Source organism: Alteriqipengyuania triglochinis, assembly GCF_054655655.1.
In genome coordinates this window covers 469,623-491,019 of sequence record NZ_BAAHNC010000001.1, presented here as the reverse complement: position 1 = coordinate 491,019, position 21,397 = coordinate 469,623, and the positions used below count along the sequence as shown (strand labels likewise).

The following is a 21,397-nucleotide window of genomic DNA, read 5'->3' as shown; positions in this document are numbered from 1 at the left end:
TGAAAACCGCGCAAATTGCAGGCCCGGCGTGGTTGCCAAGCGACCATTGCCGGGCCTAGCTGATTCTCATGGACCTCAGCTCAACCGCGCTGGCACTACTCGGCCTTTTGCTGGCAGCCTGGACCGCCGGGGCGGCATGGCTGATGATCGCCGCAGGCGCGCGTACGCGCGGGGCCGAGACGGTCCGCCGGACGGCGAAGCGCCTGGGGCGTCTCCTCGATGAGGCCCCGGCAGCCGCATTGCTGGTCCGCAGCGACGGGCGGCTCGAAGGGCCCGAGCGGCTGGCCCACTGGCTGGGGTTCGAACAATTGCCGCAGTTCCTCAGCGAACTGGCGAAGGATCCCGAACGGGGCCTGACGAGCGAGCAGCTGGCCGAGCTGACCGAGAAGGTCCGGCTGGCGCAGAAGACGGCAGTCCCGTTTCGCATGGCGGTGACCCTGCCGGGCTCTTCGCGCGCGCTCGCGCTGCGCGGCAGCTTGGCGGATCCGCAGGTCTCGCCCGGCGGGGCCGCGTTGATCTGGGTGTTCGATTTCAGTGAAAGCGAGCTCGAACTCTCGCGGATGCGCCATCAGGCGGCGCGCGCGAAGTCGGACTTTGCAGCGCTGGTCGGCCTGATCGAAGCCGCGCCCACGCCGATGTGGTTCCGCAGCCCCGAAATGCGGCTTCAGCTGGTCAACAGGGCCTATGTCGCCGCGGTGGGGGCCGACAGCGCGCAGAGCGTCATCGACGCACAGATCGAACTGGTCGAAACGATCGACGGCACACCGCCGAGCGATGTCGCACGTCAGGCCCTGGAGACGGGCGAGCCGATCGAGCGGACCGTATCCGTCACCAGCGTCGATGGTGTGCGGCGACGCTTTCGTGTGTCCGACCTGCCGCTGGGCGAAGAAGGGGTCGCGGGCTACGCGGTCGATATCCAGGAACAGGAAGATCAGGCGCGCGAACATCGCGCCTATCGCGAGGCGCAGCGTTCGATGCTCGATCGGCTCTCGGTCGGCGTCGGGCAGTTCGACGGGAAGGGCAAGCTCACCTTCGCCAACCAGCCGTTCCGCCGTTTGCTGGCGGTCCGCCCCGGCGCCGGTGCGATCGGCACACCCTTCGAACGCCTGCTGAGCGATGCCCGCGACGAGGGGCGTATTCCCTCCGTCCGCGACTTCCCGAGCTGGCGCAAGGACCATGTCGCATGGTTCGGGGCGGGCAGCACGAAGGAAGAGGACTGGCCGCTGCCCGACGGGACGCACCTTGCGGTGGTGGGACAGCCGATGCCCGATGGCGGCCTCGCGCTGATCGTGGAAGACCGGACCGAACAGCTCTCGCTCGCGGCCAATCGCGATACGCTGCTGCGCACGCGGACCGCGATGCTCGACAGCCTGTTCGAGGCGCTGGCGGTGTTTGCGCCCGATGGCACGTTGCAGCTGTGGAACCACAGATTCCCCGAAACATGGGGGCTGGAGCCCGGTTCGCTCGACCGGCATCCTCCCGCCGACGAACTGCTGGCGCTGATCGAGCCCAACCTTGCGCGCCCCAGGCAGGCCAAGGGGGTCGGTGAGGTGATCCGTTCCGCCACGCTCGACCGCAAGGAGCGCGCGGGGCGCCTCCAGCTCGCCGATGGCCGCACGATCGAGTTTGCCGGAATTCCGCTGCCCGATGGCAATGGCCTGCTCACCACGCTCGACGTGACCGCGAACGAGCAGGCGGAGACCGCGCTGCGCGACCGGGCCGAGGCGCTGGAGCAGGCGGACAAGATGAAGACCCGCTTCCTCGCGAATATGTCCTACGAATTCCGAACGCCGCTGACCTCGATCGGTGGTTTCGCCGAGCTGCTGCAGGCCGAGGTTGCAGGCCCGCTGAGCGACGGGGCGAAGGAATATGTTTCCGCGATCCTCGAATCGGTCGCGCGCCTGACCGACCAGGTGGAGAACGTGCTCGACCTCTCGCAGAGCGAGGCGGGCCTGCTGCCTCTCGCGCGGCGCGAATTGTCCCTGCTGGCATTCGTCGCCGGGGTGGCGCGCGCGCGCGAGGAAGCGGTCGATGCCAAGAGCATCACGCTGGACCTGCGGGGCAGCCAGTCGCTCAAGGTCTGGGCCGATCCGCGCCAGCTTGGCCGGGCGATCGGCCAGCTGCTCGACAATGCGATTGCGGCCTGTGACGAGAAGAGCCGTATCCTGGTCGACATGGCGAAGCACGAAAAGGGCATTCGCATCGTGATTTCGGACAATGGCCGCGGGATGGATGAAGAAGCGCTGGCCCGCGCGCTCGACGGGATGCGCGATTCAAGTGCCACTGACCCCGACGACAGCCGCCGCCAGGGCCTCGGCCTGCCGCTGGCCAAGCAGTTCATCGAAGCGCATGGCGGGCGGTTCGATATCCAGTCGCGCAAGGGCGTGGGGACGAGCGTGACGATATGGCTGCCGTGACCCGCGATCTGCCTGATCTTGCTGCGATGGAAGCGCTCGGCGCGCGGATCGCGGCGGCCATGCGACCGGGCGATGTCATCGCGCTCAGCGGGCCGCTGGGGGCCGGCAAGACCACGCTCGCCCGCGCCATCCTGCGCGGGGCGGGCCACCGGGGAGAGGTGCCGTCGCCGACCTTCACCCTGATCGAGATGTACGATGCGCTCAGCCCCCCGGTCGCCCATGCCGATTTCTACCGGCTGGAGGACCCGGCCGAGGTGGAGGAACTGGGGCTGGAGGATTATCGCGACGGCGCGGTGCTCGTGGCGGAATGGCCCGAACATGCGGGCGGCTTCGCCCACGAGACCGCCTGCCTCTCGGTCGCGATCGACTTTGCGCAGTCAAATGCGCACGGCGGTCGCAAGGCGATTGTCGAAGCGGGCTCCGATTGGCTAGGACGCGAGCCATGACGAACCTGCCGGATGGTATTCACGAATTTCTGGGCGCTGCGGGCTGGGCGGGGGCGGAGATCGCGCCGCTCACCGGCGATGCGAGCTTCCGCCGCTATTTCCGCCTGCGCCACGATGGCCGCAGCGCGATGCTGATGCATGCACCGCCGCCCGAAGAGCCGCGCGAATTTCTCCATGTCGGACGCTGGCTGCTCGACCAGCAGGTGCGCGCGCCGCAGATCCTCGCCGAGGATGTAGACGCCGGCTGGGTGCTGATCGAGGATTTCGGCGATGCGCGGATGCGCGACTGGCTGGACGACAACGCGCAGGCCGAGGACGAAGCCTATACCGCGGCGATAGAGACGCTGGCCGATCTGCACCGCAAGCCTGCCGGGCCTTTCCCGCCGTATGACGAGGAAACCTATCTGCGCGAGGTGCAGCTGTTCACCGAATGGTATTGCCCCGCGCTGGACCTCGACGTCGATGCCAAGGGGTTCGATGCGGCGTGGCGCGAGGTTCTCGGCCCGCTGATCGACAACCAGCAGCCGGGCGTCACCGTGCTGCGCGATTACCACGCGGAAAATATCATGCTGCTCTCGCCGCATCGGGGCGCGCGCGAGCAGGGGGTGATCGATTTCCAGGATGCTCTGGTCGGCCACCCGGCCTATGATCTCGTCTCGCTGCTGCAGGATGCGCGGCGCGACGTCTCGCCCGAGCTGGAGGCCAGGATGCTCGCCAGATATCGCGAATGCGCCGATTGCGCGGCGGAGTTCGAAGCCGACTACGCCCGGCTCGGCGCGCAGCGGAACACCAAGATCGTCGGCATCTTCGCGCGGCTGAACGCGCGGGACGGCAAGCCGCGCTATCTCGGCATGATCCCGCGGGTTTGGGAGGCGCTGGAACGCGATCTGGCGCATCCGGCGCTCGCCCCGGTGGCGCAATGGTTCGACGCCAATATCCCGGCGGATCTGCGCGCGAAGCGCGGAGCGGTGCCGGCATGAGCGAGCTGGTCACCGATACCGCGATGGTCATGGCGGCCGGGCTGGGCAAGCGCATGCGTCCGCTCACCGCGACCATGCCCAAGCCGCTGGTGCGCGTGGCGGGCAAGCCGCTGATCGACCACACGCTCGACCGGCTGGCCGATGCGGGCCTCGCGCGGGCGGTGGTGAATGTCCACTATCTCGCCGATGCGCTCGAGGCGCATGTTGCCGAGCGCAAGAGCCCCAAAGTCGACATTTCCGACGAGCGTGCGGAGCTGCTCGAAACCGGCGGCGGGATGGTGAAGGCGAAGGACAAGCTGCCCGATCCGTTCTTCTGCCTCAACTCCGACAACATCTGGCTCGACGGGCCGCGCAACGCATTCCACGAACTGTCGGACCGCTGGGATGACGATGCGATGGATGCGCTGCTGCTGGTCGTCCCGCACAAGCGGGCGAGCAATTTCGACGGGCCGGGCGATTTCTACCTCGACGGCATGGGTGCGGTAACCCGGCGCAGGGCCGGACGGATCGCGCCGTTCATCTACACCGGCATCCAGCTTGTCTCCCACCGCCTGCTGCGCGACGCGCCCGAAGGCAAGTTCTCGACCAACATCCTGTGGGACCGCGCGATCGAGGAAGGGCGGCTGTTCGCGCTGCAGTTCACCGGCGAGTGGTTCGAGGTCGGCAACCCGCAGGCGATCCGCCCGACCGAGGAAGCGCTCTCGCGTGGCTGAGGTGGTGCGTGGCTGAACGCGAGCGGCCGCAGACCTATTCCATCGCCGCGCACCGCGGTTTCGCCGATGCGCTGGTCGCGGGGCTGGTGCCGCGATACGCCGAGGATGGGCTGGGCCTCGCCCGGTTGACGCTGCTGCTGCCCAGCGGGCGCGCGATCCGCACCGTGAGGGAGGCTTTCGTGCGCCAGATGGGCGAGGACGGCGGGGCCGGCCTTCTGCTCCCCCGCATGATCACAATAGGCGACCTATCGCTCGACGAGGCGCTGGGCCCGCTGCTCGATCCGCTATCCGACGGGGCGAGCGACATTCCTCCGGCGGTCGATCCGACATTTCGCTGGCTGCGGCTGGCGGCGCTGCTGGCCGAGGAAATGGGCGACGACGCGCCGCCCAAAGACGTTGGCGGGCCGCCGCTGTTCCGCCAGGCACGGATGATTGCCGAGACGATGGACCGCCTGCTGGTGGAGGAGATCGCGCCCGAAGACCTGCTGGGCGAGCGGGTGCTCGACGTGGTCGGTTCGGTCGCGGGGCACTGGCAGAACAGCCTGCGCCGCTTCGCGCGGGTGCAGGCGCGCTGGCTGGTCGAACTGCAGGCGATGGGCCGCGTCGATGCCGCGACGCGCCGCAACCTCTTGTTCCGCCATGCTGCGAAGAGCTGGCGCGCCGATCCGCCCGCGACGCCCATCGTCGCGGCGGGCGTCACCAGCTCTGCACCCGCGCTTGCGCGGCTGCTGCGCACGATCAGCGAATTGCCGCAGGGCGCGGTGATCCTGCCCGATCTCGATCTGTCGCTGTCCGACGAAGCGTGGAGCGAACTGGGCCGGGCGGGCCAGTCGGACGAGGCGGAGGGGGAGACTCTGGGCCGCGACGATGCGCCGACCCATCCGCAATATCATCTCAAGCTGCTGCTGAACCGCATGGGGGTGAACCGGGGCGAGGTGCAGCAGTGGCACCGGCGCGGGATCGGTGCCGCCAATCCCGACCGGACCCATGCGGTCAGCGCGCTGTTCCTGCCGCCCGAAGCCAGCAAGAGCTGGGTCGATCTGCCGGCCGACAAGCGGCGGCTCGCCGCCGTTCAACTGCTCGAAACCGGCAATCCGGAGGAGGAAGCGCAGGCCGTCGCGCTCGCCGTGCGGCGCGCGCTGGAGACGGCGGGCAAGCGGATTGCGGTGGTGACGCCGGACCGGGGACTAGCGCGCCGTATCGTCCATCACCTGCGCCGCTGGGGGATCGAGGCGGATGATTCGGCTGGCGCGCCGCTGGGCGAGACGACGGCGGGCCGCGCGCTGCTGCTGCTGACGCAGGTCATTGCAGAGAATGCCGCGCCGGTGCCGCTCGTCGCGTTCCTCGGCCACCCGGCGGTCGGCGTGGCCGAGAGCGGGGAGCAGGGCGAAGGCCGCGCCCGTGCCGACTGGCTCGATGCCCTGCGCCGCTTCGAGGATCGGTTGCGCGGCCCGCGTCCCGCCCCCGGGCTTGCGCCGTTGCACGCGATCGCAGCCGGTGCAGGCGTCGCGGACTGGTGGAATGATGTCTCCGGCCTGCTCGATCCGCTGATGGGCGCCGATGCCGAAGAGCCGCTGGCGGATCTGCTCGTCCGGGTCGCACAGGTGCTCGAAGGGTTCTGCGGGGAGGACATCTGGTCGCGCGAGGACGGCCGCGCGCTCGGCAGCTTCGTCGACGACCTGCGCCAGCAGGCCGTCGCCGCGCAGACCATGGTCGACCCGCGCGACCTGCAAGATGTCCTCGCCGACGCGATGGAGCGCGTCGCGGTCCGCCCCGCCTACGGCGGACACCCGCGCGTGGCGGTGTACGGCCTGCTCGAAAGCCGGATGGCGCGCGCGGACCTCGTCATCTGTGCCGGCCTCAACGAAGGGACGTGGCCGGGCGGTGCATCGCCCGATCCGCTGCTCGCGCCGCCTGTGCTGCGCGCTCTCGGCGTCCCGGGCGGCGAGTTTCGCATCGGCCTTGCGGCGCACGATTTGGCGGGCGCGCTCGGTGCCCCGCAGGTCCTGTTGACGCGGGCCGAGCGGGATGTCGACGGCCCGGCAATTCCGTCGCGTTTCTTCTTGCGGATCAAGGCCTTGCTCGGCGATCTGGTCAAGCGGCATGAGGAGACCGAGCTGTCCGCTCTGGTTCATGCCCTGCGCGATGCCGACGCCGCGCCGCTCTATCCGATTCCCGAGCCGTGCCCGCCTGCCGATGCGCGCCGGGTGCGGGTGAGCGCGACCGCGCTCGACCGGCTGCGATCCGACCCTTACCAGTTCTATGCGAATGCGATCCTGCGACTGAAGGAGCGCGACACGCTCGACGCGGAGCCGAGTCCGGCGTGGCAGGGCACGCTGGCGCATGCGATCCTCGAGGAATGGCACAAGGAGGGTGGGGCGCTGGTCGATCTCGCGCGCAAGCACCTTGGCGCGATGGACGCCCACCCGCTGACCCGCGCGCTGTGGGAGCCGCGCCTGATGGCCGCGCTCGAATGGATCGCAAACGAGGTCGCGTCCGATCCCGAACGCCAGATCGTCGCGGTCGAGCAGAAGGCGACGCATGTCGTGATGGGCGTCGAGATCACCGGGACCGCCGATCGGATCGACCGGCTTGCCGACGGCACCTACGCGATCGTCGATTACAAGACCGGCGGACCGCCATCGAAGAAGATGGTGGCCGAAGGTTTCGCGCTCCAGCTCGGCACGCTGGGCGTGCTGCTGGAAGAGGGCGCTTTTGCGGATGCGGGCGTTTCCGGCACACCGACGCGGTTCGAATACTGGTCGCTGGGGCGCGATGCGAAGTCGGATACCGGCTTCGGCTATGTCACCACGCCGTTGAAGGTGGGGTCCGCGCGCACGGGAATGGAGCCGGACGACTTCCTGCCCAAGACGCGCGCGTTCCTCGACGATGCGCTGGGCCGATGGATCATCGGAAGCGAACCGTTCACCGCGCGGCCCAACCCCGACCTGAAGCTTTACGCCACCTACGACCAGCTGATGCGGCTCGAGGAATGGCTCGGCCGGGAAGCCGATGCGGGAGCGGGTCGATGAGCAAGGTCTATCCGCTTCTGCCCGAGCAGGCGCATGCTGCCGATCCTGCCCGGTCGGTCTGGCTCTCGGCCAGCGCGGGCACCGGCAAGACGCAGGTTCTCTCCGCCCGCGTCCTGCGCCTGTTGCTGCAACCCGGCGTGGCGCCCGAATCGATCCTGTGCCTCACCTTCACCAAGGCGGGCGCGGCGGAAATGGCGACCCGCGTCAACGAGACGCTGGCGCGCTGGGTGCGGATGAAGCCCGATGCGCTGGCGGCCGAATTGCGCGCGATCGGCGCAAAGTTCGATCCCGAGGCGCAGGCGCGTGCGCGTACGCTGTTCACCAGGGTGCTCGACTGCCCCGGCGGCGGGCTCCGCATCGATACGATCCACGCGTTCTCGCAATACCTGCTTGCTGCCTTCCCCGAAGAGGCGGGGCTGGAACCCGGCACGGTTGCGATGGACGACCGGACGCGCGAACTGCTGGCACGAGAGGTGCTGACCGAGCTCGTTAGCGGTGCGGACGAAACCGACCGCAGCGCGCTGGAGATGCTCTCGCTCAGGCTGTCGCCCGATGGTGCGAAGGCATGGCTGATGGCCTGCGCCAAGGCGCGCGAGCTGTGGGAAGGCCCCGCCGGGTGGCAAAGCCCGATGCGCCCGCAAATCATGCAGCTGCTCGGCCTGCCGAGCGACTTTAGCGAGGCCGATCTCGCGCACGAATGCGCCGACGATCGCTTCGATTGCGGATCGCTGCGCGCCTGCCTTGCCACCTTGCAGGACTGGAACACCAAGAGCGGGCGCGAGGCGGCCGAACCGATCGCGGCCTGGCTTGCCGGGGATGCCCGGCAACGGCTGGCGACGCTCGCCTGCTTCAACGGCAGCCTGCTGGTCGCCGACGGGTCCAAGCCCAAGAACCTTTCCAATCTCGTGAAGCGCGATCCTTCCTACGAAGGCAATGTCGCGGCGGTGCAGGCGAGCCTCGATGCAATCCGCGATAAATTCGCGCTGCTGGCGCTGGCCGAATACCTCACCCCCGCGCTCGAGCTCGGGCGGCGGTTCGCGATCATGTGGGACGAGGCGAAGCGCAGCCGGGGCCTCGTCGACTTCGACGACCAGATCGCGCGGGCGGCGAAGCTGCTGGGCAATTCGGACATGGCGCAATGGATCGGCTACAAGCTGGACCGGGCCTTCGACCATGTCCTCGTCGACGAGGCGCAGGATACCAACGAAAGTCAGTGGGCGATCATCGATGCGCTGACGCAGGACTATTTCGACGGGCTGGGCGCCGCCGGCGCGCGGCTGCGGACGATCTTCGTGGTCGGCGACTACAAGCAGGCGATCTTCGGCTTCCAGGGCACCGAGCCACGTCTGTTCGTGGAAAAGCGCGAGGAATACGACACGCGAATCAACGCCGCGATCCGCAATGCGGAGGCGCTGGCGCTGGAAACGCGGGAGACGCCGCTGGTGCCGCTCACCCCGCTGGCCAGACTGGGGCTGGAACGCAATTTCCGCTCCTCCCAGACTATTCTCGACTTCGTCGACCGCGCGGTTGCGCATGTCGGGACCGGGGCGATGGGCATGGCGGGCGAGGAGGTTCGCCACACGGGCGAGGATCGCCCCGGCCGGGTCACGCTGTGGGCACCGATCCGCGCCGACGAGGGAGACGATCCCGAAGCGGTGGAGGAAGAAGGGGCCGAAACCTGGCTGCCTGCGCCCGAACGCCGCATGGCGGACCGGATCGCTGCGCAGGTCAGGCAATGGCTCGACGCCAATGATCCTGAAGGGGGCCACCCGCTCACCAAGGGTGGCACGCGCCGGGCGCGGGCGGGCGATATCATGATCCTCGTGCGCAAGCGCCGCGCGCTCGCCGGGCTGATCGTCGCGCGGCTCCATGCGGCGGGGGTGCCGGTGGCGGGTGTCGACCGGCTGCGGCTGGGGTCTCCCTTGGCGGTGAAAGACCTGCTCGCCGCGCTGCGCTTCGCCGCGCAGCCGAGGGACGACCTGATGCTCGCCAACCTGCTGGTTTCCCCACTGGGCGGATGGTCGCAGGACGACCTGCTGGAGCATGGCCTGCGCGAGCGGACCATGGGCCTGTGGGATCATATCCGCCGCAGCGATGCGCCGCTGTGCAGGGCAACCGCAGACCGGCTGCGGGCGCTGCTGGCCAAGGTCGATTACGAACCGCCGCAGGCGCTGCTGCAATGGCTGCTGACCGGCCCGTGGGACGGGCGGCGCAAGCTGGTCGCGCGGCTGGGGCGCGAGGCGAACGATCCGATCGATGAACTGGTCGGCGCAGCCTTCGCCTTCTGCGCCGAGCATACGCCCAGCTTGCAGGGCTTCCTCAACTGGTTCGATGCCTCGGACGAAGAACTGAAGCGTGAGGCTGCAGGCAGCGGCGATGCGGTGCGGGTGCTGACCGCGCACGGCTCGAAAGGCTTGCAGGCGCCGATCGTGATCCTTGCCGATGCAACGGGCAATCCGGATCGCGGGCCAGTGCGGGCGGGCGAATTGGAAACCTCCGATGGCCGCCCCGTGCCTCTCCCCCCGCTGCCGAAGGAAGCAAAGGCAGGGCCGGTGCTCGCAGCCGAAGAGGCCAAGGCGGCCCGCGAACGCGAGGAACACTGGCGGCTGATGTACGTCGCGATGACCCGCGCGGAGGAAGCGCTCTATATCGGCGGCGCATTGCTGCCGAGCGACAAGGACGTGCCCGAGGCGAGCTGGTATGCGCAGGCCGCTGCGCTGTTTGCAGGCGATGGCGTCGCGGACCCGATCTGGGGCGAACGGCACGACATCGGCACGCTGCAGCAGGCGAGCGCGCCTGCGGCAGAGCGGTCGGACATGGCGGACCGCGCTACGCTGCCCGATTGGGCGACGCGCGCGCCCGCTGCCGAACCGACGCCGCCCCGCCCGCTCGCACCGTCTGCGGCGGGCGAGGATCGCGCGCCCAATCCACCGGGTCTGTTCTCCACCAGTGAGGCTGCGCTGCGTGGCACGCTGATCCACCGCCTGCTCGAACGCTTGCCCGACATCGCCCCCGTGGCCCGGCGGGATCGTGCGGCCCGCTGGCTGGAGGCGCAGGCGGGTACGCTTGACGAAGACGCGCGCGCGCAGATGATCGAACAGGCGGTCGGCGTGCTCGACCATCCCGATTTCGCCGATCTCTTCGCACCGGGCGCGCTGGCGGAAGTGTCGATCGCCGCGACGGTCGAGGGACAGGTCGTCACCGGTACGCTCGACCGGCTGTGCGTGGGCGAGGATGCGGTGCTGGTGGTCGACTACAAGACCACGCGCCGCCCGCCGCAATCGGTGGAGCAGGTGCCGGGTGCGACATTGCGCCAAATGTCCGCCTATGCGCACGCACTGGCCACGATCTATCCGGGGCGCAGGATTTCCGCCGCCTTGCTCTATACCCACACCCCTCAGCTGATCGTCCTGCCGGAGGCATTGCTGGCGCAGCACAAGCCTCGCTTGGGGGACAAGCAGGAGAGCTTGCCGCTCCCCGACTTTGCGTAATGCGCCTGCGTCCCTAGATACGGTGCCAAGATAAAGGAGATTCCCCCATGGCCACCAAGACCGTCACCGATGCCAGCTTCCAGTCCGACGTGCTCCAGAGCGACAAGCCCGTGCTCGTCGATTTCTGGGCCGAGTGGTGCGGCCCGTGCAAGATGATCGCACCCGCGCTGGAGGAAATCAGCGACGAACTGGCCGACCAGGTGACCATCGCCAAGATGGACATCATGGAAAACACCGACACCCCCGGCCAGCTGGGCGTGCAGGGCATTCCGTACCTGGTGCTCTACAAGAATGGCGAACGCGCCGCCGAACTGACCGGCGCGCGGCCCAAGAGCCAGCTCAAGGCGTGGCTCGAAGAGCAGCTCTGATCCGGGGTCAGGCGGCGGGCGCGTAGCCCGCTGCCGCCAGCCGCGCGACCAGCTGGTCGTACAGACCGCGGTTCGCCGCGCCGATCATGCCGCGCCTGCTATCGTCGACGCGGTACTGCGACCCGTCGAGGCGCAGGCAAGCGCCGCCCGCCTCGTTCAGGAACAGTGATCCCGCCGCGTGATCCCACGGCAGCGTGCGCTCGTAGATAGCGAGGTCATGCTCGCCCAGGACCGTCAGCGGATATTGCTCGCACGCCGCGCCGGGCGCCTCGGCGAGCGTGTAGTGCAACGCGATGTCGCGATCGAACGCCTTTCGCTGGGCGGGGCTCATGAATTTCGTCATCGCCGCAAGGCGCGGCGGGTTGGCCCCGCTGGGCCGTGCGGTGACCGTTTCACCGTCGATCGTGGCGCCTTGTCCGCGATGCGCGGCGCATAGCCGGTCGCGCTGCGGATCGTAGATCCACCCGCCTTGCGCGAAGCCTTCTTCGGCGAGCGCGATCATGATCCCGAAGTGGCCCGTGCCGCCGGCGAAATTGCTCGTCCCGTCGATCGGGTCGATGATCCAGCATGTGCCGGAAAGGCGATCCATCACCGAAGGATCGGCATGAACCGATTCCTCGCCGACGATGGCCGCTTCGGGATGGAGCTTCGCCAGCCCCTCGGCCAGCGCGACCTCCGCTTCGCGATCGGCGATGGTGACGAGGTCGTCGTCCGCCTTTTCGATGATTTCGGTCGCCTTCAGCGTCCGGTGGCGCGGCATGATGATCCGCTCTGCCACGTCGCGCATCAGGGCCAGGACTTCGCGGTCGAGTACGCTCATGAATATCTCCTCAGGAGCGATAATCCGCGTTGATGTCGATGTATCCGTGGGTGAGGTCGCAGGTCCACACCGTGGCCCGCCCATCGCCGAGGCCGAGATCGACCGCGATGTCGATTTCCTCGCCCGCCAGATGCGCAGCAACCGGCGCCTCGTCGTAGTCTTCGACCGGCTGGCCCTCGCGTGCGGCCCAGTGGCCGCCGAAGCCGATCGAAAGCCGGTCGCGATCGGCGGGTTCGCCCGCCTTGCCGACGGCCATGACCACGCGGCCCCAGTTGGCGTCGCCGCCCGCGATCGCGGTCTTGACCAGCGGCGAGTTGGCGATCGCGAGGCCGATGGTGCGCGCGCTGTCGTCCGACACTGCGCCGCTCACGCTCACGCCGATGAATTTCTGCGCGCCTTCGCCGTCGCGCACCACGAGGTGGGCGAGCTGGCGGCAGACGTCGTGCAGCGCGGCCATGAAGGCATCGGCGCCCGGATCGTCCACTGAGGTCAGCCGCGCATGGCCCGCCTTGCCGGTCGCGAAAGCGAGAACGGTATCGCTGGTCGAGGTGTCCGAATCGACGGTGATGCAGGAGAATGTCTGCCGGTTTGCGGCGGACAGGCATTCCTGCAGGAAGGCGGGGGAGACCGCCGCATCGGTGAAGATGTAGCCGAGCATGGTGGCCATGTCGGGTGCGATCATGCCGCTGCCCTTGACGATTCCCCCGATCTCGACCCGCCTGTCGCCGATCATCGCGCTGGCGTGTGCGCCCTTGGCGAAGGTATCGGTGGTGCCGATGGTGTTGGTCGCGTCCTCCCAACCGCAGGGTTCAACATCCAGAACCGCTTCGACGCCCGCGCGCGCCTTGTCCTTTGGCAGCGGCACACCGATCACGCCGGTGGAGGAAACGAAGACCTCGTCGGCATCGCAGCCCAGATGCTGCGCGACCTGGCCCATGATCTGCTCCACCGCCTCGCGTCCGCGATAGCCGGTGAAGGCGTTGGAATTGCCGGCGTTGACGATCAGCGCCCGCGCGCTGCCGCCCTTGATCTGTTCTCGGCCCAGTTCGACCTCGCTCGAACAGCAGACGTTCTTGGTGAACACGCCCGCGACGGTGGTGCCTTCGGCCAGCTCGGCAAAGGTCAGGTCGCACCGGTCCCATTCCTTGTATCGCGCCCGCGCGATGCGCAGCGTCACGCCTGCGATCGGCGGAATGGCGGGGAAGGGCAGGGCGAGGGGTGAGCGGGAGAGGTCCATGATACCGGCGGTTAGGTTCGGGCGCTGGGCGAGGCAAGCCCGTTCCGCTGCCCCACGTCGCGTCTGCGCGCCCCGGTTTCTTCCTTGCGCTCGCGCTGCCGAACGTTATCCGGGCCCGGATCGTCCATTTCGTCCCGCAGGATGAATGACGCGCCCAGTCATTTGACGAGAGCCGAATGCGTATCGGTTGGCATACCCAGCGCCCCCATCCCAGGCACGCCAGCGCCCGCCTGCGGGTTCGTGGGCCGATGGCGCTGCTCGAAGCGCGCGGCCATGAATGCGTGTTCTACGACGGGGCGAGGGCGCCGGACGGCCTCGACTGCATCGTCATATCCAAGAGCTTTACGCGCCGCGCGGAGAGGGTGCTGGATCGCTCCTCGGCCGCGGGTGTCCCGGTCCTCTACGACATGTGCGACAATCTGGTCGCCAAGGCCCGGGCCGAGGGTGACGAGCGGGCGGAGCGACGGGTGGTGTCCGCGCTGCACAGGGCCGCCCGGATCACCGCCCCGACGCCCGGCCTGCTCGAGCGGCTGGAAGAGCAGGTGCCCGGCGTGCCCGGCCAGGTCATTCCCGATCTGCTCGAAAACACGCAGTTCCTCGCCGGTTTGCGCCCTTCGCTCGTCGAGCAGTGGCGGCTGGCAAGCCTGCGACGCTTCCTCGCCCGCCACGAGGATGCACTGCACTGCGTCTGGTTCGGCAACAGTTCGGGCGCGCAGGCGGGGCTGGTCCATGTACGCGAACGCATGCCCGAGCTGGAAAGGTTCGCGAAGCGCCACCCGGTCACGCTGACGATCATCAGCAATACCTGGCTCGCCTATCGGCGGATGGCCCCCGAATTCGGGATCCCGACCCACTACATCGGCTGGTCGCTGGCCGGATTCCTGCCCGCGCTTCGCGCTCACCGCGTGGCGATCATCCCGGTGGGGCGCAACCAGTTCACGCTTGGCAAATCGATCAATCGGCCCGCGACCGCGCTTCGTGCCGGGCTCGGTGTGGTTGCCGACCCTTTGCCCGCCTATCGGGAGCTGCAGGATTTCGTGCCCATCGACGACTGGCAGGGCGGGCTGTGGCGATATGCGTCCGACTGGGCCGCAGAGCGCGATCGGCTGTCGAAGGCGCTCGCCCATATCGATGCGAACTATGGCGATGCGCACGTCGCCGACCTCTGGGAGCAGGCGCTGCGCGAGACGAGCGGCCTTGCATAGGCGCTTGCGGCAAGAGCGGTCGGCCCGCTCCCGTGCCGCATGCGGCTGGACGGAACGCGACGCAATGGTTATGTTGCGCGATATGCTGCGGCTTTTGCTCACTTGCCTTGCGTTCCTGACCGGCCTCGTCGCCGTCGGTACGCCTGCAAGTGCAATGTACGCCGAAAGCACGGTCACGCGCGCGTCGGCGGACGTCTGCGAAGACGATAGCGAGGATGCGCGGTGCGTTTGCCAGACGAGCATTCGCCTGCGCGACTGGCGAATCGTGGTGGAGCGCAAGTGCCACCTGCGCGAACCGATGATCTTCGTGCCGACCGTCTATTTCGGGGCCGATCGCGCTTTCGAATAGCGCCACCTTAAAATTCGATCCCTTCGCAAGAGCGCCCGGCACTCCAAGTGCATGGGCGCTGCTCGTTATAATTCGCATTTCCAAGGTCCGATACGTCCATGCTCCAGTCCGTCATGAAGTCCTTTTTCGGCTCGTCCAACGACCGTTACGTCAAGTCGCTCCAGAAGATCGTCAACCAGATCAACGATCTCGAACCGGCCATGCAGGCGCTGAGCGACGAGGATCTGCAGGCGCAGACCCCCAAGCTGCGCGAGCGGCTTTCGGCGGGTGCCAAGCTCGACGATATCCTTCCCGAAGCCTTCGCCACCGTGCGCGAAGCTTCGGTGCGCGTCTTCGGCATGCGGCACTTCGATGTGCAGCTGATCGGCGGGATCGTGCTCCACCGCGGCGAAATCGCGGAAATGCGCACGGGTGAGGGCAAGACGCTGGTCGCCACGCTGGCGACCTATCTCAATGCGCTCGAGGGCAAGGGCGTCCACGTCATCACGGTGAACGACTATCTGGCCAAGCGCGATGCCGAGTGGATGGGGCAGCTGTACCGCTGGCTCGGCCTCTCGGTCGGCGTGATCGTGCCCAACCTGGGCGAGTTCGAGCGGCGCGAAGCCTATGCCTCGGACATCACCTACGGCACCAACAACGAATTCGGCTTCGACTACCTGCGCGACAATATGAAGCACGAGCGCGGGCAGATGGTGCAGCGCGCCTTCAACCACGCGATCATCGACGAGGTCGACTCGATCCTGATCGACGAAGCCCGCACCCCGCTGATCATCTCCGGCCCGACCGAGGACAAGACCGACCTCTATGTCGCGATCGACGAGGTCGTGAAAAAGTTCGTCGCCGATCACAAGGCGCTGCCCGATTCCAGCAGCGAGGGGGTCGGCTTTTACGATACCGACGAGAAATCGCGCACCGTGTCCCTGACCGAGGAAGGCGCGGAAGAGATCGAGCAGCGGCTGGTGGCGAGCGGACTGCTCGAAACAGACAATCTTTACGACGTCGAGAACACGCAGGTCGTCCACCATATGAACGAGGGCCTGCGGGCCAACCTGATGTTCCGGCTGGACGATCAATACATCGTCAAGGACGGCAAGGTCGTCATCATCGACGAGTTCACCGGCCGCATGATGGACGGCCGCCGCTGGTCCAACGGCCTGCACCAGGCGGTGGAAGCCAAGGAAGGCGTGAAGATCGAGCCCGAGAACCAGACGATGGCCTCGATTACCTTCCAGAACTATTTCCGCATGTATCCCAAGCTGTCCGGCATGACCGGCACCGCGGCGACGGAAGCGGCCGAATTCTGGGACATCTACAAGATGAACGTGGTCGAGATCCCGACCAATGTCCCCGTCCAGCGGATCGACGAGGACGACGAGTTCTACAAGAACACGATGGACAAGTTCCAGGCGATCGCGAAGGCGATCCGCGAGAAGGCCGAGATCGGCCAGCCGGTGCTGGTCGGGACGGTCAGCATCGAGAAGTCCGAACTGCTCAGCCAGTTCCTCGACAAGGAAGGCGTGAAGCACGAGGTGCTCAACGCCCGCCAGCACGAGCGTGAGGCGCATATCGTGGCGCAGGCGGGCCGCCCGGGCGCGGTGACCATCGCGACCAACATGGCCGGCCGCGGCACCGACATCCAGCTCGGTGGCAACCTCGACTTCCTGCTCGAGGATCAGGTCGGCGACATGCCGGAGGGCCCGGAACGCGACAAGGCGATCGAGAAGATCAAGGCACAGGTCGCAGAGGACAAGGCCAAGGTGCTCGAAGCGGGCGGGCTGTTCGTGCTCGGCACCGAACGCCACGAAAGCCGCCGGATCGACAACCAGCTGCGCGGCCGCTCGGGCCGTCAGGGCGACCCGGGCCTTTCGCGCTTCTACCTGTGCCTCGAAGACGACCTGCTGCGCATCTTCGGGCCGGACACGCTGTTCGCCCGGATGATGAACTCCAACCTCGCCGATGGCGAGGCGATCGGCTCCAAGTGGCTCTCCAAGGCGATCGAGACCGCGCAGAAGAAGGTCGAGGCGCGCAACTACGACACGCGCAAGCAGGTCGTCGAATACGACGACGTGATGAATGACCAGCGCAAGGTCATCTACGAACAGCGCGCCGAAATCATGGATGCCGAAGCGGTCGACGATGTGGTGGTCGACATGCGGCATGACACCATCTCCTCCATCGTCGGCGAAGCGTGCCCGCCGGGGTCCTATCCCGAACAGTGGGACATCGAAGGCCTCAAGGCTCGCGTCGAGGAGCAGCTGGGCCTGACCCCGCCGATTGACCAGTGGCTGGAAGAGGACGCGGTCGAACCCGAGCTGTTCGAAGAGCGCATCCGCGAGGAAGCCGACGCCCGAATGGACGCGAAGATCGAGCAGACCGATCCGCAGCTGTGGCGCCGGGTCGAAAAAGGCATCCTGCTCGAACGGCTCGATTTCCACTGGAAGGAGCATCTCGCCACGCTCGATGCACTGCGCCAGGTGGTGTTCCTGCGGGCCTATGCGCAAAAGACGCCGATCAACGAATACAAGCAGGAAGCCTTCGGCCTGTTCGAGAAGATGCTCGATACGCTGCGCGAAGACGTCACCAAGATCCTGCTGCGCAACGAGCTCCGCATCGCGCCGCCGCAACAGAAGCTGCCCGACCTGCCCGATTTCCTGACCGGACATATCGATCCGCTGACGGGCATCGACGACAGCAATGACGGCGACGGTTCCGAGCGCGAGGCGGCGATGTTCGGCTCGCTCGCGGGCAGTCCGCGTGCCTCCGCCGGCCCCGGCCGGTCGACCGGCGCGGCGGAGAACCCGTGGGCCGGGCAGGAGATCAGCCGCAATGCGCCGTGCCCGTGCGGCTCGGGCAACAAGTACAAGCATTGCCATGGTGCAGCCGTCGCCCCTGCGGGTGGAGCAGGCCGGTCGGCCTCGTAGGCCTTTTCGCCGCATTCCTTGCCACCGCGCTGCTCTATGCGTCGGTCGGCTTCGGGGGCGGATCGACCTACAGCGCGCTGCTGGCTCTGGCGGGGATGGACTACCGGCTGCTGCCGGTGGTCTCCCTGCTGTGCAATCTCGTCGTCGTCACCGGCGGATCGCTGCGCTTCGCCCGTGCCGGCATCACGCCGTGGCGCGGCGCGCTGGCGCTGACCGCGATCGCCGCACCCGCCGCGCTGCTCGGCGGGCTGACGCCGATCGGGGAGCGCGCCTTCCTCATCCTGCTCGGTGCGTGCCTGTGCGTTGCAGGCGCGCTATTGCTGCTGCCGCGCCGCCCGGTGGACGAGGCTGCGGGGACAGCGGGTGGCGGACGCGCGATGATGCTCGCCGCGGCCCCGCTGGGCTATCTGGCAGGGCTGGTGGGCATTGGCGGCGGCATCTTTCTCGCCCCGCTGCTGCACCTGGTGCGGTGGGATCGCCCCCGCGCCATCGCCGCCACCGCGAGCCTCTTCATCCTCGTCAATTCGCTGTTCGGTCTGTTGGGACAGCTCGCCAAGAACGGCCTCGAAATGCTCGGCGCGGCCGCTCAGACCAGCCTGCCGCTGATGATCGCGGTCGTGATCGGCGGCCAGATCGGCAGCCTCTTTGCCGTGCGCCTCTTCCGTCCGCAGCTGATCGCCCGGCTGACGGCCGCGCTTACCATCGTCGTGGGGGCGCGGCTCGTCCTCGGGATGTGATGCGAGCGAGCGCGCTTCACGCAAGGATGTAAATTTCCACGCTCATTCACACGGTTACTCACACGCTCGTTCCAACGCTGCCTCGGTAGGCCGCTCCTTCGCAAACGCGTCCGTTCCCCCGGGACGCAAGAGGAGAGCCCCCGCCATGACGACCGTAAGTGCCAATCTCGCCAAGCTACGCCGTGACGCGCCACCGCTGATCGACCCGCCCGCGCTCATGGGCAACCCCCACGCCAGCTTTCACATGCTGCGCGAAACGCATCCGCTGATCCGGCTGGGCGACCACAGGCTGATGGCCCTGCGCGCCCGCGACGTGGCCACCCTGCTGACGGATCCGGACGTCAAGCAGATCGAGGGGCGCGACTATGCCGCTCTGCAACAACTCCCCGACGGGCCGACGCGGGATTTCTTCACCGATGTGTTCCTTTTCTCCAACGGCAAGACGCATCGCACTGCGCGCGGATTGTTCGCGCGATCCTTCTCGCTGGGCAACATCCGCGCGCGCAAGGGCGATATCCGCGCGGTCGCGGACCGGATCGTGCGCCAGCTGCCGCGAGAGGAACCGTTCGACTTCGTCGACCTGATGGCGGCGCGTGTGCCGTCCGAAATGATCGCCGGACTGCTCGGGCTCGACGTCACTGACACGCCGCAGTTCTCGCACCTTGTCTACACCCTGTCGCGAGGGTTGAACCCGGTCTATCCGCATCACCTCCATGCCGAGATCGATGCGGCGGTTGGCGATTTGTACAACTATGTCGCGCAGCACCTTCGTCAGCGGCTCGATCACCCTACCGGCGATCTGCTTTCGCAAACCGCCGCGACCTGGGCGGAAGACGACGCATTGCCCTTCGCCTATCTTGTCCATCAGGTGATGGGCATGATCGTGGGCGGAGTGGATACGACGCGCGCATCCTTCGCCATCATGGTCAGCCTGCTGTTGCAGCACGATCGGCAATGGCAGGCCGTGCGCAACGATCGCAGCCTGATCCCGGGCGCGGTTTCCGAGGCGCTGCGCTACGAACCGTCGGTGGCATCGATCACGCGGGTGCCGGTCAAGCCGATCTCGCTTTGTGGATACGACATCGCGCCGGGCCAGGCGATCAGCGTCAACACGATGTCCGCGATGCGCGACCCCGATGCCTACGCTGATCCGGATCGCTTCGATATTCGGCGGCAGGACCATCCTCGCCTTCACCCGGTCTTCGGCCAGGGCCCGCATCACTGCATCGGCGAGGTGCTGGCGCGGTTCGAGATGGAAGAGGCGCTTGCTGCGCTGATCGAGGCGGTGCCGCATATCGAACTGCTCGAGCCGCCGCGGATGATCGGTTTCGGCGGGCTGCGACAGATTACCGAGATGACCGTCTGGATCGCGTGAGGGCGGCGCCCGGGCCGTGCTCGGGCGCCCGACATTCCAATCCGTGTTGCGAAAAGCGAGACGTTTCCATCCCAACCGGCGGGAGCGCAGCTGCCAGACACACCTGACTCAGTGTCCAGATGCAGGATGCCTGCGCGCTCGGCTTCCCTCCCGGGGCGATACCACTTGAAACGATGCAGGCAGGCTTTGCAGAGGCCAGCGACGACGGGCCCGGCGTGCCAGCCTGCAGTCTTGCTCTCTTTGAAGGAAATCGCGCGCGGCGTTTTTCCGGCTATCTAGCGGAAAATGGCTCCCCGAGTTGGATTCGAACCAACGACCAAGTGATTAACAGTCACCTACTCTACCGCTGAGCTATCGGGGAGCAGCCATGTCGGCAGGCCCGCGCCTATATGGGGGTGCTTCGGATTGTGCAAGCCCTCAGGTCATGAATTGTTCGGCAACAATTCGATCGTCGAGCGAATGGCCCTTGTCGAACAGTAGTGTCAGCTCGGAATCTCGTGCAATTTCAACGTGAACCTCGGCCACGTCGCGCACTTCCTTCTGGTCCGCCACGGCTGCGACCGGGCGCTTTGCGGGCTCGTTGATGCGGAAGGTTACCCGCGCGCGGTCGGGCAGAATCGCCCCGCGCCACCGCCGCGGGCGGAATGCGCTGATCGGAGTCAGCGCAAGCAGCTTCGAATCGAGCGGGAGAATCGGTCCGTTGGCCGACAGGTTGTAGGCCGTGGAGCCCGCCGGGGTGGCCACAAGGACGCCATCGGCCACCAGTTCCTCGATCCGGGTCTTGCCATCCACCAGAATCTCGATCTTGGCGGTCTGGCGCGTTTCGCGCAGCAGCGAGACTTCGTTGAGCGCACATTCGACGCGGGTTTGCCCGTCCTGCGTCACCGCCTCCATGCGCAGGGGCGAAATGCCGAGCGGGCGGCTGCGGTTGACCCGCTCGATCAGCGCGCCCTTGGGCCGGTGCTTGTTCATCAGGAAGCCCATCGTGCCGCGGTTGACGCCGTAGACGGGCAGGATCCTCCCGCTGTCCAGCATACCGTGCAGCGTTTGCAGCATGAAGCCGTCGCCGCCGAGCACGACGACCGCATCGGCATCTTCCTGCGGCACCCAGTCATGCGCCTCACGCAGAACCTCGGCCGTGTCCTGCGCCTGCGCCGTGTTCGAAATGGCGAGCGCCAGCCGCTCGAATGTCGGTTCTCCGGCCATTGAGTCCTCTTCCCAACCTTGCTGCGTGCCTATGGAGCATGGAGGCGCTTGGCAATCGCTGAGCGTCCCAGCGTGGTATTTGCATGCAGCGCGGGCTTTC

General features: G+C 67.4%; 15 protein-coding genes and 1 tRNA gene. 12 read left to right on the top strand and 4 right to left on the bottom strand.

What is annotated here, in order from left to right; all coding sequences use genetic code 11:
• Positions 1 to 68 precede the first annotated feature (68 nt).
• The 7 genes from ACYQ0L_RS02440 to trxA are packed head-to-tail and all read left to right on the top strand — an operon-like array spanning position 69 to position 11,447.
• Positions 69 to 2,417 carry a PAS domain-containing sensor histidine kinase gene (locus ACYQ0L_RS02440; RefSeq protein WP_459787336.1) on the top strand — a complete coding sequence of 783 codons (2,349 nt, stop codon included), beginning with the start codon at positions 69 to 71 and terminating at the stop codon, positions 2,415 to 2,417.
• Positions 2,405 to 2,863, top strand: a complete 459-nt coding sequence (gene tsaE / locus ACYQ0L_RS02435; RefSeq protein WP_459787335.1) for a tRNA (adenosine(37)-N6)-threonylcarbamoyltransferase complex ATPase subunit type 1 TsaE — start codon at positions 2,405 to 2,407, stop codon at positions 2,861 to 2,863. The genes ACYQ0L_RS02440 and tsaE overlap by 13 nt, the downstream gene beginning before the upstream one ends.
• On the top strand, positions 2,860 to 3,843 hold the full coding sequence (locus tag ACYQ0L_RS02430) for an aminoglycoside phosphotransferase family protein (protein ID WP_459787334.1): 984 nt from the start codon (positions 2,860 to 2,862) through the stop codon (positions 3,841 to 3,843). The genes tsaE and ACYQ0L_RS02430 overlap by 4 nt, the downstream gene beginning before the upstream one ends.
• A complete protein-coding gene (locus tag ACYQ0L_RS02425) occupies positions 3,840 to 4,556 on the top strand; it encodes a nucleotidyltransferase family protein (protein ID WP_459787333.1) in 717 nt (238 codons plus the stop codon). The genes ACYQ0L_RS02430 and ACYQ0L_RS02425 overlap by 4 nt, the downstream gene beginning before the upstream one ends.
• A gap of 8 nt (positions 4,557 to 4,564) precedes the next feature.
• A complete protein-coding gene (locus tag ACYQ0L_RS02420; protein ID WP_459787332.1) occupies positions 4,565 to 7,588 on the top strand; it encodes a PD-(D/E)XK nuclease family protein in 3,024 nt (1,007 codons plus the stop codon).
• The gene (gene addA, locus ACYQ0L_RS02415; RefSeq protein ID WP_459787331.1) at positions 7,585 to 11,079 is read left to right on the top strand and encodes a double-strand break repair helicase AddA; all 3,495 of its coding nucleotides are present in this window, start codon (positions 7,585 to 7,587) and stop codon (positions 11,077 to 11,079) included. The genes ACYQ0L_RS02420 and addA overlap by 4 nt, the downstream gene beginning before the upstream one ends.
• 47 nt (positions 11,080 to 11,126) lie before the next feature.
• Positions 11,127 to 11,447 carry a thioredoxin gene (gene trxA, locus ACYQ0L_RS02410; RefSeq protein WP_459787330.1) on the top strand — a complete coding sequence of 107 codons (321 nt, stop codon included), beginning with the start codon at positions 11,127 to 11,129 and terminating at the stop codon, positions 11,445 to 11,447.
• 7 nt (positions 11,448 to 11,454) lie between these two features.
• Here trxA and ACYQ0L_RS02405 read toward each other — a convergent pair whose 3' ends face one another.
• Both ACYQ0L_RS02405 and argJ read right to left on the bottom strand, forming a co-directional pair.
• Positions 11,455 to 12,267, bottom strand: coding sequence for an inositol monophosphatase family protein (locus ACYQ0L_RS02405; RefSeq protein ID WP_459787329.1), 813 nt, complete (start codon positions 12,265 to 12,267; stop codon positions 11,455 to 11,457).
• A gap of 10 nt (positions 12,268 to 12,277) precedes the next feature.
• Positions 12,278 to 13,504: a bifunctional glutamate N-acetyltransferase/amino-acid acetyltransferase ArgJ gene (gene argJ, locus ACYQ0L_RS02400; RefSeq protein WP_459787328.1), complete on the bottom strand. Its 1,227-nt coding sequence runs from the start codon at positions 13,502 to 13,504 to the stop codon at positions 12,278 to 12,280.
• Positions 13,505 to 13,680: 176 nt separating this feature from the next.
• On the opposite strand from argJ, the gene ACYQ0L_RS02395 reads away from it, so the two are divergent.
• The 5 genes from ACYQ0L_RS02395 to ACYQ0L_RS02375 all read left to right on the top strand — a co-directional run bounded on the left by ACYQ0L_RS02395 (position 13,681) and on the right by ACYQ0L_RS02375 (position 20,091).
• Entirely contained in the window at positions 13,681 to 14,709 is a 1,029-nt protein-coding gene (locus tag ACYQ0L_RS02395; protein WP_459787327.1) for a hypothetical protein, read from the top strand.
• Between the two features lie 64 nt (positions 14,710 to 14,773).
• Positions 14,774 to 15,058 (top strand): hypothetical protein, encoded by a 285-nt coding sequence (locus ACYQ0L_RS02390; protein WP_459787326.1) that lies wholly within the window; start codon positions 14,774 to 14,776, stop codon positions 15,056 to 15,058.
• Between the two features lie 98 nt (positions 15,059 to 15,156).
• Entirely contained in the window at positions 15,157 to 17,979 is a 2,823-nt protein-coding gene (secA, locus tag ACYQ0L_RS02385; protein ID WP_459787325.1) for a preprotein translocase subunit SecA, read from the top strand.
• Positions 17,925 to 18,716, top strand: coding sequence for a sulfite exporter TauE/SafE family protein (locus tag ACYQ0L_RS02380; RefSeq protein WP_459787324.1), 792 nt, complete (start codon positions 17,925 to 17,927; stop codon positions 18,714 to 18,716). The genes secA and ACYQ0L_RS02380 overlap by 55 nt, the downstream gene beginning before the upstream one ends.
• Positions 18,717 to 18,861: 145 nt before the next feature.
• On the top strand, positions 18,862 to 20,091 hold the full coding sequence (locus ACYQ0L_RS02375; RefSeq protein ID WP_459787323.1) for a cytochrome P450: 1,230 nt from the start codon (positions 18,862 to 18,864) through the stop codon (positions 20,089 to 20,091).
• A 286-nt stretch (positions 20,092 to 20,377) separates the two neighbouring features.
• On the opposite strand, the gene ACYQ0L_RS02370 is transcribed toward ACYQ0L_RS02375, so the two are convergent.
• Positions 20,378 to 20,452 (bottom strand) — tRNA-Asn (locus ACYQ0L_RS02370).
• A gap of 56 nt (positions 20,453 to 20,508) precedes the next feature.
• Complete coding sequence (locus ACYQ0L_RS02365) at positions 20,509 to 21,297, bottom strand: NAD kinase (protein ID WP_459787322.1); 789 nt, start codon at positions 21,295 to 21,297, stop codon at positions 20,509 to 20,511.
• Positions 21,298 to 21,397 lie beyond the last annotated feature (100 nt).

Coding starts and splice junctions, on each gene's coding strand:
- trxA (WP_459787330.1), top strand. CDS start 11,127: ATGGCCACCAAGACCGTCACCGATGCCAGCTTCCAGTCCGACGTGCTC.
- ACYQ0L_RS02425 (WP_459787333.1), top strand. CDS start 3,840: ATGAGCGAGCTGGTCACCGATACCGCGATGGTCATGGCGGCCGGGCTG.
- ACYQ0L_RS02440 (WP_459787336.1), top strand. CDS start 69: ATGGACCTCAGCTCAACCGCGCTGGCACTACTCGGCCTTTTGCTGGCA.
- ACYQ0L_RS02375 (WP_459787323.1), top strand. CDS start 18,862: ATGACGACCGTAAGTGCCAATCTCGCCAAGCTACGCCGTGACGCGCCA.
- ACYQ0L_RS02395 (WP_459787327.1), top strand. CDS start 13,681: ATGCGTATCGGTTGGCATACCCAGCGCCCCCATCCCAGGCACGCCAGC.
- ACYQ0L_RS02405 (WP_459787329.1), bottom strand. CDS start 12,267: ATGAGCGTACTCGACCGCGAAGTCCTGGCCCTGATGCGCGACGTGGCA.
- ACYQ0L_RS02365 (WP_459787322.1), bottom strand. CDS start 21,297: ATGGCCGGAGAACCGACATTCGAGCGGCTGGCGCTCGCCATTTCGAAC.
- argJ (WP_459787328.1), bottom strand. CDS start 13,504: ATGGACCTCTCCCGCTCACCCCTCGCCCTGCCCTTCCCCGCCATTCCG.
- secA (WP_459787325.1), top strand. CDS start 15,157: ATGCTCCAGTCCGTCATGAAGTCCTTTTTCGGCTCGTCCAACGACCGT.
- ACYQ0L_RS02390 (WP_459787326.1), top strand. CDS start 14,774: ATGGTTATGTTGCGCGATATGCTGCGGCTTTTGCTCACTTGCCTTGCG.
- ACYQ0L_RS02430 (WP_459787334.1), top strand. CDS start 2,860: ATGACGAACCTGCCGGATGGTATTCACGAATTTCTGGGCGCTGCGGGC.
- addA (WP_459787331.1), top strand. CDS start 7,585: ATGAGCAAGGTCTATCCGCTTCTGCCCGAGCAGGCGCATGCTGCCGAT.
- tsaE (WP_459787335.1), top strand. CDS start 2,405: ATGGCTGCCGTGACCCGCGATCTGCCTGATCTTGCTGCGATGGAAGCG.